The sequence below is a fragment of the Caulobacter sp. genome (assembly GCF_035254145.1).
Lineage (GTDB): Bacteria > Pseudomonadota > Alphaproteobacteria > Caulobacterales > Caulobacteraceae > Caulobacter.
The window spans coordinates 1-12,048 of record NZ_DATFAV010000275.1 but is presented as its reverse complement, the minus strand read 5'-3'; the positions used below and the strand labels follow the sequence as shown (position 1 = coordinate 12,048).

At 69.7% G+C, this 12,048-nt stretch carries 9 protein-coding genes; 4 read left to right on the top strand and 5 right to left on the bottom strand.

All coding sequences use genetic code 11. From position 1 onward, the window contains the following. Positions 1–2,605 (bottom strand): glycosyl hydrolase 115 family protein (locus VJ655_RS16805; protein WP_324113062.1); only part of this gene is annotated, 2,605 nt, incomplete at its 3' end. Positions 2,606–2,675: 70 nt separating this feature from the next. Here VJ655_RS16805 and VJ655_RS16800 point away from each other — a divergent pair. After that, positions 2,676–3,485: an ABC transporter ATP-binding protein gene (locus VJ655_RS16800; protein WP_324113060.1), complete on the top strand. Its 810-nt coding sequence runs from the start codon at positions 2,676–2,678 to the stop codon at positions 3,483–3,485. After that, positions 3,482–5,032, top strand: coding sequence for a hypothetical protein (locus tag VJ655_RS16795; protein WP_324113058.1), 1,551 nt, complete (start codon positions 3,482–3,484; stop codon positions 5,030–5,032). The genes VJ655_RS16800 and VJ655_RS16795 overlap by 4 nt, the downstream gene beginning before the upstream one ends. Before the next feature lie 11 nt (positions 5,033–5,043). Here the strand turns inward: VJ655_RS16795 and VJ655_RS16790 are convergent, their stop codons facing one another. From VJ655_RS16790 to VJ655_RS16780, 3 genes are all read right to left on the bottom strand, one after another. After that, the gene (locus VJ655_RS16790) at positions 5,044–7,305 is read right to left on the bottom strand and encodes a sensor histidine kinase (RefSeq protein ID WP_324113056.1); all 2,262 of its coding nucleotides are present in this window, start codon (positions 7,303–7,305) and stop codon (positions 5,044–5,046) included. A 120-nt stretch (positions 7,306–7,425) separates the two neighbouring features. After that, positions 7,426–8,847, bottom strand: a complete 1,422-nt coding sequence (locus VJ655_RS16785) for a DEAD/DEAH box helicase (RefSeq protein ID WP_324113054.1) — start codon at positions 8,845–8,847, stop codon at positions 7,426–7,428. A gap of 273 nt (positions 8,848–9,120) precedes the next feature. After that, entirely contained in the window at positions 9,121–9,570 is a 450-nt protein-coding gene (locus VJ655_RS16780; RefSeq protein WP_324113052.1) for a nuclear transport factor 2 family protein, read from the bottom strand. 103 nt (positions 9,571–9,673) lie between these two features. Here VJ655_RS16780 and mutT point away from each other — a divergent pair, with 103 nt between their 5' ends. After that, positions 9,674–10,078, top strand: a complete 405-nt coding sequence (mutT, locus tag VJ655_RS16775; RefSeq protein ID WP_324113051.1) for an 8-oxo-dGTP diphosphatase MutT — start codon at positions 9,674–9,676, stop codon at positions 10,076–10,078. 190 nt (positions 10,079–10,268) lie between these two features. On the opposite strand, the gene VJ655_RS16770 is transcribed toward mutT, so the two are convergent. Then, complete coding sequence (locus VJ655_RS16770; protein WP_324113049.1) at positions 10,269–11,180, bottom strand: methyltransferase domain-containing protein; 912 nt, start codon at positions 11,178–11,180, stop codon at positions 10,269–10,271. Here VJ655_RS16770 and VJ655_RS16765 point away from each other — a divergent pair. Then, entirely contained in the window at positions 11,179–11,976 is a 798-nt protein-coding gene (locus VJ655_RS16765; RefSeq protein WP_324113047.1) for a ComF family protein, read from the top strand. The two genes, VJ655_RS16770 and VJ655_RS16765, sit on opposite strands and share 2 nt — an antisense overlap. Positions 11,977–12,048 lie beyond the last annotated feature (72 nt).

Genomic DNA, 12,048 nt, shown 5'->3' with positions numbered 1-12,048 from the left:
AACGCATATCAACCGTCACCTTCTCCAGCACCGCGTTGTCGTCGAGGCGCCAGACCTTGACCACGTGGCGGCCGGCCGAGAGGGCGGGGAAGCGGGCCTCGACCGTGTGGAGGTGGTTCTTGACCGCCTCGATCCACGCCGCCTGCTCCGGGCGGCTGACCGCGCCCGGCGTCGGGATCAGGTCGGACTTCACGACCTGCATCGGACCATCATCGATCGAGATCCCGATGCGGATTCCATCGCCGCCGGTCGCGTCCAGTGTCGGGGCCAGGGCGAGGCGAACCGTGACCGGACCCGGGCGGGGGATCTGAACGCCGTACTCCAGTCGCACGCCGTCGGCGGCGGTGGTCGACGGGCGGCCCTGCGGCAGGGCTAGGACCGCGTCGCCGTGGCCCAGGTGCGGGACGACCGTCCAGGACAGACCCTTGTCGCCGACCGCGCGATCGAACTTGGCGGCCTCGAGCGTCACGAGGCTGGGATCGGCGGCGGCCGAGCGGGCGAAGACGATCTTGGCCTTCAGCTTCTCGGGCGGGGTGTCGGCCGACACACGGGCGACGCTGGGCATGGTCTGCTGGGTCGGGTCGTTCCAGATCACATAGCTCATGTGGACCTGGTTCATCATGCCGTCCCACTTGCCGCCGTTCAGGGCGTGGTACTGGGCGGTCAGGTCGGCGTCGCGCTTGAAGGTCGCCTCGACCTTGTCGGCGAAGACGTTGGCGCGGGCGTCGTTTCGCGCGGAGAGGCGACGGTTCCAGGCCGTCGCGTAGTACATCTCGTAGAGGTTGGCGAAGGCCGTGACCGGGTGCTCGACCAGCTGGAAGTAGGCGTCCCGCTGGTCCGGGCGCAGCCGGGCCTTGATCGCCGCCACCTTGGCTTCGAGCGCCCGCCAGCGGTCGACGATGTCGCCGAACTCGCCGCCGTCCAAAGGCCCCGCGCCGTTGTCGGGGCCGAGCGGGAAGCTGTCCTGGTCGATCAGCTCGGGTTTCCGGCGCGAGGCCAGGGTCGCGTAGGTCTCCAGCGCCTCGCCGATCTCGCCGCCCAGCGCCGGACCGAAGGCTTCGCTGGCCCAGTCGCGCGGGAAGTCCGCCAGGGCCTTGGGGGTCATCGCCTCGGGGTTCCAGGCCATGCGCAGGAAGAAGCTTAACGGGTACTCCAGCGGCTTGATGTCGCCGACATTGACGATCCACAGGTTCCGCGCGCCGCGTTCGTAGGCCAGGTCCATCTGCTGCCAGACCTTGGACACCTGGTTGGTGTTGATCCACTTGTAGTTCCGCGGCCCTCCCACGTAATCGAAGTGGTAGTAGACGCCATAGCCGCCGGCGCGCGGCAGCTTGTCCTTACCGGCCACCGGCAGGCGGCGGATTTGCCCCCAGTTGTCGTCGGAGAACAGCAGGGTCACGTCGTCAGGGACCCGCATGCCGTGGTCGTAATAGTCCTGGACCTCCTTGTAGAGCGCCCAGACCTGCGGCGTCTGGTCGGCCGGCTTGCCGGTGACGTCGGCGATGATCTGGCGCTGGTCGGCGACGATCTTTTCCAGCAGCTGGGTCGCCGCCCCCTCGGCCATCGGCTCGTCGCCGTCGCCGCGCATGCCGACGGTCACCACGCTCTCGTACGGCGTCCCGTCGCCTTTCGACATCATCCGATCGATGCCGCCGCGCCAGAAGGTCCGAAGGTTCTCGGCGTTGGTCGTGTAGTCCCAGCGGCCGCCCCGTTCTCCCTTGGAGGCCACGCCCTTGTCCGTATTCCGATGCCACTCGTCCTGGGCGCGGGTCATCGGCTCGTGGTGCGAGCTGCCCATGACCACGCCCATCTCGTCGGCGATGACCTTGCTCCGCGGATCGTCGTCGTTGAACGCCTTGGGCGCCCACATGGCCGGCCACAGATAGTTGCCCTTCAGGCGCAGCATCAGCTCGAAGACGTGAGCGTAGGCCTTGGAATTGACCCCGCCGAACTTGGCCTTGGTCCAGCCGCTGAAGGCCGGGTTCTCGTCGTTGATGAAGAAGCCGCGATACTTGACACGCGGGTGGTCGGCGCGGGCGCCGGCGGTCAGGAAGAGGTCGCTCTTGCGCGTGACCGGCACGTCGGCCCACCAGACCCACGGCGAGACGCCGATCCGCTCGGACAGGTCATAGGCGCCGAACACAGCGCCGCGCCGATCCGAGCCGACGATGACCAGGGCGCGCGGGATATTGGGCGCGGGGCGCTCGACCACCACCTGGCGGAAGCCCTCCCACTGGCCTTGCAGGTCCTCGACCTTCAGCTTGCCGGATTTCACGAGGCCGTCGATCACCGGGCTCTTGCCCAGCACCCCGAGGATCACCGTCGGGCCGCTGGCCTTGGAAAGATCATCCAGCCGGGGCGTCTCGCCGCCGCCGACCCGGGTGAGATCGCCGCTCAGGCTCTCGGCCGCATGACGCACGGCCGGATCGGCCTTGGCGTCGACATAGACCGAGGCTGGGCGACCTTTCTGGATCAGGGCCAGGCTGGTGGCCTTGCCCGTCGCGCAGACGCTGACCGGAGTGTCGCAGGCCAGGGCCGCCGAAGCCGTCGAGAAGACCAGGGCGACGCCGCATGTCGTCCGCGCCAGAAACCGATTTGCCCGCACGCGCGCGCTCCCCAATTTGTTCTTTATGTCATCTGACCAATAGAGCGCCGTGGTCATACCTTCAAGCCTCATGGTCGCCCTTGCCGTCCGGTGGCAATCGCGCTCAACTCCGCCGCGCGGAACGGCTTGGGGGGCGGGTTTGACGGAAGCCTTGATCGTGCGTGGCTTGAGCAAGACGTTCGCCAAGCCCGCGGTGTCTGACCTGGATCTGACGGTCCACGCTGGCGAGCTCTACGCCCTGCTAGGGCCAAACGGGGCGGGCAAGACCACGACGCTGCGGATGGTGGCGGGCCTTACCCAGCCGGACCGGGGCGAGGTCTCGATCTTCGGCGTCGACGCCCGCAAGGACCCCGCCGCCGCCAAGGCCCTGTTGGCCTGGGCTCCCGACGAGGCGATGATCTACGACAAGCTGACGCCCCTGGAATATCTGGAGTTCGTCGCCGGCCTCTGGAACATCGAGCCCGGCGCGGCCAAGGCCAAGGCCGAGGACCTCTTGGCCACCCTGGGCCTGACCGCCGAGGCGCGGCGCCGGTGCGAGGGTTTCTCGCGCGGCATGAAGCAGAAGGTCGCCCTGGCCGGCGCTCTCGTCCACGATCCCAGGCTGCTGATCCTGGACGAGCCGCTGACGGGCCTGGACGCCGCCGCCGCGCGCCTGGTCAAGGACATGCTGAAGGCCCGGGTCGAGGCCGGGGCCACGGTGATCCTCACCACCCACATCCTGGAGGTCGCCGAGCGCATGGCCGACCGCATCGGCATCATCGCCGGCGGCCGCCTTCTGGCCGAGGGCACGCTGCAGGACCTGCGCGACCGGGCGGGCGAGGCCAGCGGCGGCACGCTGGAGGACGTCTTCTTGCAGCTCACGGCCGGGGAGGCGGCGTGACCGTGTTCAGGTCGGCCAGCACGCCCTGGCTTCTGGCTCACGAGCTGCGCCTGGCCTGGCGCGGTTTCACGGCGGGGCGCAAGTCCAGCGGGCCGGGAGCGGTGATCGCCTTCGGGGTCCTCGGAGCGATGCTGCTGATCGGCGGAGTCTTTCTGGCCCTGGCTGTCCGTGAGGTCGAGGTTCCGATCGTTCCGCTGTCGGTGGCGATCGCCGACCTGGCGTTGGCGCTGATCCTGACCCTGATGCTATCCAGCACCCTGGCCGCGGCGGCCGACGCCCTCTACGAGCGGGGCGACCTGGACCTCCTGTTCTCCTCGCCGTTGGCACCAGGCAAGGTGCTGTTCGTCCGGGCTCTGGGGCTGGCCGTGAACGCCGCGGCCTGGTTCATGATCCCGGCCTTCCTGCTGCTGGGCCCGTCTATCGTCCTGGGCCATCCGGCGTGGGCGGCGGTGTTCCTGGTGCTGGCGGCGGCGGCCCTGGCGTCCTCGGGCGTGGGGTTGCTGCTGGCCATGGCCCTGTTCGCCCTGATCGGCCCGCGTCGCACGCGCACCGTGGCCCAGGTCATGGCCGCCCTGATCGGCGCGGCCTTCTTCCTGGCCAGCCAGTACCGCAACCTGATGGGCAAGCAGGCCAGCGAGAGCCTGTTCGCGCGGATCGCCCTGGACGCCAAGGACGGCCGCATTCGCCTGCCGCCCCTGGCCGACCTGCCGTTGCGCGCGGCGCTGGGCCAGCCGGTCCCGCTGCTGGTCATGATCGCGGCGGGGATGGGGATCTTCCTGCTGGCGGCCTGGATCCTGGGCCGTCGTTTCGCGGACGCGGCCGCCGCCACGCAGGGCGCCGAGACCCGCAAGGCCGCGCGCGGCGCGACCCGCGCCTTCGCCGCCGGAGCGTTCCGGGCGACGCTGCGCAAGGAGACGCGCCTGATGACCCGCGACGCGGCCCTGCTGTCGCAGGTGTTGCTGCGAGTGCTGTATATGTTGCCGCTGGCGCTGCTGCTGGCGCGCAACGCCGCCCACCAGCCCGCCTGGATGCTGGCCGGCGGCGCGGCGGCGGTGACCTTCCTGGCGGGCCAGGTGGCCGGCAGCCTGGTCTGGATCACCGTCTCGGCCGAGGACACGCCCGATCTGCTGGCCATGGCGCCGACGCCCATGGCGGTGCTCAACCGCGCCAAGCTGGCGGCGGCTCTGATCCCCGTCGGACTGCTGCTGCTGGCGCCGGTCGCGGTCCTGGCCTGGTTCCAGCCGCTGGCGGGGCTATGGACGGCGCTGGGCGCGGGGCTGACGGCCTGGAGCGCGGGCATGATCGGCGTCTGGCGCCAGAAACCCGGCAAGCGGGCCGACTTCCGCCGCCGTCGCGGCGGCTCCCTCCTGACGGCCATGGCCGAGCTGGTGATCGCCATGCTGATCGGCGGCGCCACGGCGCTGGCCGTGGCCGGCTGGCTGGTCTGGGCCGTTCTTCCCCTGATCGTCGCGGGGGCGCTGATGATGGCGCTGCGACGCACCGACGAACAGATCGCAGCGGCGCTGCGAGCCGCGGCGGTCAGTTAGGGGAGCGGTTCTCAGGCCTCCAGAAGGGCCTGGATACGGCACACCACGCCGTCGGGCAGGAAGTCGATCGCCGCCGAACCCGACAGCTCGGCGGCCAGGCCCTTTTCGATCAGGCGCGAGCCGAAGCCCCGCTGCGTGGGCGGCTTGACGGGCGGGCCGTCCCGTTCGGTCCAGGTCAGGTCCAGGCGCTCGCCGCCCGAGTCCGGCGCGAAGTCCCAGGCGACCCTGACGCGGCCGGCGGCGGTCGACAGGGCCCCGTACTTGATAGCGTTGGTGGCCAGTTCGTGCAGGGCCATCGACAGCGATAGGGCCGTCTTGGGCGACAGGCGGACGGCGGGGCCGCTGAGTTCGAACCGCGCGGGACCGCCGTGCAGGGCGGCCAGGCGTTCGGCCACCTCGTGCAGGTCCGCCCCTTCCCAGTTCTCGCGGGTCAGGAGGTCGTGGGCCTCGGCCAGGGCGACGATGCGGTTGGAGAACGCCTCCTGCGCCTGGGGCAGGGGGCGGGCGCCGTTGAAGCTCTGGGCGGCGATGGCCTGGATGGTGGCCAGGCTGTTCTTGACCCGGTGGTTCATCTCGTTGACCAGCAGGCGCAGATGCAGTTCGGAGCGCTTGCGGTCGGTGATGTTGACGGCCGCCCCGACGAAGCGCCGGGCCTTGCCTGCGTTGTCGAAGAACGCCTTGCCCTTCACGCTCAGCCAGCGCTCGACATGGTCGTCGCGGCCGATGACCCGGAACTCGGCGACGTAGTCGGCCCGGATCGCCGGATCCATGGCCCGCGCGATGGCCTCGCGCACCCTCGGCGCGTCGCTGGGATGGACGTGGGCGAAGGACGACTCCGGGTCCACCGGCTCGCCACGCGGCAATCCGAACATGCCGTAACAACGCTCGGACCAGATCAGTTCGCCGGTCTCGACATTGAAGTCCCAGGTGCCGACATCCGCCGCGTCGATGGCCAGGCGCAGGGTCTCCTCCTGGCGCAGCAGCCGGTCGATCGCCTCGCGCCGCTCGGTGACGTCCGAGACCACGCCGACGAACCGCACGCAGCTTTCGCCCTCGAAGAAGGCGCGGCCGAACACCTCGACCCAGCGCAGGGCGCCGTTGGCCCGCAGCACCCGGTACTCCATGTTCATCGCGCCCGAGCCGTTCGGATCCATCGCCGCCGCGATGGCCGCGCGCACGGCCGGCAGATCGTCGGGATGCACCGCCCGCTCGAAGACTTCCGTCGAAGGCGCCACATCCTGGGGAATGCCGAAGATGGTGCGGGCCCGGGGGTCCCAGTAGCGCTGGCCCATTGAAGGATTGTGGTCCCAGCGACCCATGCCGGCCGCCTGGGCGGCGATGTCGACATCGACGCGGGCCGCGGCCAGGGCGGCCTCGACCTGCTTGCGCTCGGTGATGTCGATGATGACGCCGGTGTTGCGCTCGGGCTTGCCGTTGGCGTCGAGATAGGCGCGGCCCCGCGTATAGACCCAGCGAACCGAGCCGTCGGGCTGGATCAGCCGGTATTCCTCGGAGAAGTCGCCGCCGGTCTGGGCCGAGGCCAGGGCGACGGCGCTGACCCGCTCGCGGTCGTCGGGATGGACGGCGGGGGTGTAGCTCTGCACCGGCAGGCCCGCCTCGGCGAACTCGGGCGCGATGTTGTGCAGCTCGGCGTAGCGGGCGTCGGCATAGACCTTGTTGGCCTTGATGTCCCACTCCCAGGCCCCGACCACGCCGGCGGCCTCGCGGGCCAGCTGATAGCGCTCCTGGGCCCCGCGCAGGTCCTCGGCGGCCTTGACGGTGTCGGTGATCTCGACGGCCGTGACCAGCACGCCGCCGACGCCGTTCGGCGCGGTGGCGTCGGGCACGGGGCTGTAGCTGACGGTGAACCAGCCCATCTCCTGCTGATCCCTGCGCAGCACCCGCAGCGGAAGCTTCTCGAACGCGAAGCCGCCGCTCTCGCCGCTGAGGATCTCCTCGTGCAGCGTGCGGATCGAGGCTTGGAAGTCGGCGGAGGTGTCCCTGAACTGGATCCCCAGGGACGAGGGATGATGCTCATGCAGGGCGGGCGAATAGGCGTCGTTATAGATCAGCACCAACTCGGGACCCCAGCGCAGGGCCATGGGGAAGTTGGTGGCCAGGATCATGTCGACCGCCAGCCGCAGGCTCGGCGACCAGGAGTCCATCGGTCCGAGAGGCGTCGTCGACCAGTCGAAAGCGCGAACGCGCTTCGCCATTTCGCCGCCGGCGATCCTGGCCAGCGCAGGCGCGGCGCGTGGCTTGCCCTCGCCCATCTTTCCGATCCCCCACCCGGCCTCGAGCCCGGTCTGGCCGGGAGGTGACCTCATAGCGGTGGAGGTTTCAAGCGCCTGCAACAAAAGGTCGCAGGCGCCCGAGACGTGGTCTGGAAAGGATCAGTCGACCGGAGACCAGCGCTTTTCGGCGGGAGCCGACTGGCGCTTGGGACCGCGGAACGCGTTGCCGGGCGAAGCCTTCTGACCCTGGGGTTTGCCCTGGCTCTGGCCCTGACCGCGACCCTGGGACTGGCCCTGGGGGCCGCCCTTCTGGCCGCCGCCATTGCGGTTGCGGCTGCGCTTGCGGCGCAGTTCCGACGGCACGTCGTTGCGCGGGTCGGCCCGGCGCGGATCGACGTACTTCTCGGCCGGGACCAGCTTGTCGGCCACGGCCGCGGCCGCCGCCAGCTGCTTGTCGTTGCGGCGGTCGAAGGTCGGGATCGTCTGGCGGGTGGCCTTCTGGATGTCCTTCAGCAGGTTGCGTTCGTCATCGGCGCAGAAGCTGATGGCGATACCGTCCTTGCCCTTGCGGGCGGTGCGGCCGATCCGGTGGACATAGGCCTCCGGCACGTTGGGCAGCTCGTAGTTGATCACGTGGCTGACGTCGTTGACGTCGATGCCGCGCGCGGCGATGTCGGTGGCCACCAGGGCCCGCATCTCGCCGGCCTTGAAGGCGGCGAGAGCCCGCTCGCGCTGGCCTTGGGTCTTGTCGCCGTGGATCGAGGCGGCCTCGATCCCAGCGGCGTTCAGGTACTTGGCCACGCGGTCGGCGCCGCGCTTGGTGCGGGTGAAGACGATGGTGCGGCTGAACGAGGAGTCGGCGAACAGCTCGGCCAGCAGCGGACGCTTGCGCTGGGCCTCGATGAACAGCACGCGCTGGTCGATGCGCTCGACGGTGGTGGCCTGCGGGGCGACCGAGACCTGCACCGGATCCTTCAGCAGCTCGCCGGCCAGCTTGCCGATCTCGCTGGGCATGGTGGCCGAGAAGAACAGGTTCTGGCGGTTCTTGGTCAGCTGGCTGGCGATCTTGCGGATCGGCACCACGAAGCCCAGGTCCAGCATCTGGTCGGCCTCGTCGAGCACGAAGATCTCCGTGCCCGAGACGATGGCCGACTTCTCGGCCATGTGGTCCATCAGGCGGCCAGGCGTGGCGACCAGCACGTCGATGCCGCCGGCCAGGGCCTTCATCTGCGGGCCATACTTGACGCCGCCATAGATGGTGTGGACCGACAGGCCCATGTGGACGGCGTAGGCCTTGAAGTTCTCGGCGATCTGGGTCGCCAGCTCGCGGGTGGGCGACAGCACCAGGCAGCGGAAGCCGCGGCGCGGAGCGGGCTTACGGTCTTCGGCCAGGCGCTGAAGGATGGGCAGGGCGAAGGCGGCGGTCTTGCCGGTGCCGGTCTGGGCGATGCCCAGGAGGTCCTTGCCTTGCAGCACCACCGGAATGGCCTGGGCCTGGATCGGCGTCGGCTCCTTGTAGCCCTTCTCGGCAAGGGCTTTCAGCAGCGGCTTGGCCAGGCCAAGGTCGGAAAATTGAGTCACGTGTTTTCGGTCTTTCATGCGCCAAGCCGAGCACGCGCGATCCTCGCACGGCTTGCTGCTTGGCAAGTCGTCTGGGGAGCGCCCCGCGTGCACGGGCGGTCGAATGAGAAGCTCTTCAGGGCGCTCGACAGGCTGGTCCGAAAGGACCCTCACGCGGCTGGAGCACCGATAGCGCCAAGGGGGCGCAGGCGTCGTATCCGTTATCCCAGCGGGAAAGTCAAGTTTTGGGCTTTGCGCGAGTTCCTCCCCCGCGCCGCGGGGGAGCATCTTCTATCACGTAGCCGGTTTCGCCTTGGGGGCCACGTCGAAGATCTTGTGCACGATCTTCCAGCCGTCGGGCGTTTTGAGCAGTTGCATGTAGTCGGTGAGCACCGCGGTCGGATAGTCCAGCACGATCTTGGCGCTGGCGGCCGAGCCGGTGATCGAGATCGACTCGATCCAGCGCTTGCGCTGGGCCTCGTCGTCGGCGGGCTTGCCGCTCGCGCCGGCGACGTACTCGTCGTCCGAGCGCTGCATCAGCGCGCCGTCGCGGATCCACATCAGCCGGCTGTCGTCATGAAAGGCCTGGCGGAATTCCTTGGGATCGCCAGTGGCGTGACCGGCCAGGTAGTGCTCCAGCACCGCTCGGACGGCGGGTTCCTCGGGATTGGCCGCCTGGGCCAGGGCCGGGGCGGCGACAAGCAGGGCCGTACAGGCGGCCAGGGTCGCGATCGTCTTGCGCATGATGGTGTCCCTCCCAGTGATCGCGCAAGTTACAGGAGTAATTGCGGCGACGATGGGGCGGCGCGCTCTTGCCAGTCCAGCCGCCGCGCGCCAAACCCGCCCCATGAGCAAGCCTACCGTCCTCGTCGCCGCCGCCGCCCTGATCGATGTCGACGGACGGGTGCTGATCTGCCAGCGGCCGCAGGGCAAGCAACTGGCGGGCCTGTGGGAATTTCCCGGCGGCAAGGTCGAGCCCGGCGAGACGCCCGAGCAATGCCTGATCCGCGAGTTGGACGAGGAACTGGGGATCAAGGTCGCCCAGGCGTGCCTGGCGCCGTTCGTCTTCGCCTCGCACACCTATGAGAGCTTCCATCTCCTGATGCCGCTCTATCTGCTGCGCCGCTGGGAAGGGCAGGTCACCCGCAAGGAGCACGAGGCGCTGGCCTGGGTGAAGCCCGATAAGCTGGCCGACTACCCGATGCCGCCGGCCGACGAGCCGCTGGTGGCGTGGCTGCGGGATGTTCTTTGAGGGGGGCGCTTCTCAAATGCCCTCGCAACACATCCGTCATTCCCGCCCTTGTGGCGGGAACCCCTTGTTCAGCTGACACGTGAGACGCAAGCGGACCGCCTGCGGTCCGCCCCTCCTGCCCTTGCGGCCGACAGAGGGGTTCCCGCCACAAGGGCGGGAATGACGGGTGGAGTTGGTGGGCCGCGGAGTTCTACCCCGCCTTGTCCCCCGCCGGCTGTTCCTTGACGCCCAGAGCGTCCGCCAGGCGCATCTTGGCCGAGCCGGGACGCAGGGGTTTTTGCTGGCTCTCGTGCGGCGCCCAGCCGGTGACCGAGACGATCTCGAACGTCGCGGGGACCTTGCCGTCCGCCTCGGCGAAGCGTTCGACATAGAGCTCCATCGCCCGGAACAGCACCTTGCGCGGCAGCGGCTTGCGCGAGCGGTCGAGCAGCACGCTGGTCTCGCCCATGCGGCGCAGGTCCTGCAACAGCGCCAGCGGATGGGCGTAGCGCACCTTGACCCGGTCGACATCCGCGACGGGCAGGGCGAAGCCCGCTCGCTGCAGCAGCCCCGCCGCGTCGATCGCGTCGGCGAACGGCGAAACCCGCATCGAGGCGCCGTCCGTCAGCTCGGCCTCGGCCGCCAGCAGGCATTGGCGCAGCTCCGTCAGGGTGGCCCCTCCGAAGATCGCGCCCAGGAACAGGCCGTCGGGGCGCAGGGCGCGGCGGATCTGGATCAGGGCGCCCACGAGGTCATTGGTCCAGTGCAGGGCCAGGGTCGAGACGACGAGATCCAGGGTCTCGTCGCCGAACGGCAGGCGCTCTTCGTCGACGACGAGGCGCGGGGCGCCGCGACCCGCCAACATGCGTTCCGACAGGTCGGTCTCGATCAGCAGGTCGATGTTGGCGCGCGCGTCGCTGGCCTCCAAGGTCTTGAAAAAATGACCGTTTCTCGCGCCGAGGTCGACGGCGGTCGGAAAGCGTCGCAGGATCGTCTCCAGCCGCATGACCACATCCTGGGCCGCTCGCGCCTTCAGGAAGTCGGCGGCGGCGTAGTTCGGCGCGGCGCGATCCAGGCGGGCGCGGTGGAGGACGCGGTCGAAGAGAAGGGGGGAGGCGGTCATGGGCGCGGAACATGGCGACTTCGGATCGACATGGAAAGCGCCGCCGCGCCTCGTCGGCCCGTTTTGGACAGGTTTCGGACGCGGGCTTCTGGATTTCCTGTTGCCGCCTTCCAGCCTGGACGGCGATGCGGCGCTGACCGGCGGCCTGGCGGCCGGCGCCTTTTCCAAGGTGACCTTTCTGGATGATCCGGTCTGCGACGGCTGTGGTCTGGGATTGGCCTACGCCGAGGCCGGGCATGAGCGTTGCCCCGCCTGCCAGGCGCGTCCCCGGGCGTTCCAGCGGGCGCGGGCGGCCTGCGTCTATGACGAGCACTCGCGCGAGCTGATCCTGAAATTGAAGCACGCCGACCGCACGGACCTGGCGGGCCTGTTCGCCCGCTGGCTGTCGCGCGCGGCCGTCGACCTGCTGGACGAGGCCGAGGCGGTGGTTCCCGTGCCCGTCCACCGTTCGCGCCTGCTGCGCCGCCGCTACAACCAGGCCGCCGAGATCGCGCGGCCCCTGGCGCGGATGGCGGGGTTGACCTATCTGCCCGACGCCCTGGTCCGCCGGCGCGACACCGCCAGCCAGGGCGGCAAGTCGGCGTCGGGCCGCCGCCGCAACGTCGCCGCCGCCTTCGCCGTGCCGCCGTCCAGGCGGGGCCTGGTCGAGGGGCGGCGGATCGTGCTGGTCGACGACGTCCTGACCACCGGCGCCACGGCCGAGGGCTGCGCGCGGGCCCTGCTGGCGGCCGGCGCGGCCAGCGTGAGCCTATCCGTCGTCGCCCGCGTTACAGAAATGCAGGCGCGTCCTATATGAGGGCGAGAAACAGTCGAGTCAGAGCATGGCCCACGTCACCATCTACACCCGTCCCTTCTGCGGCTACTGCGC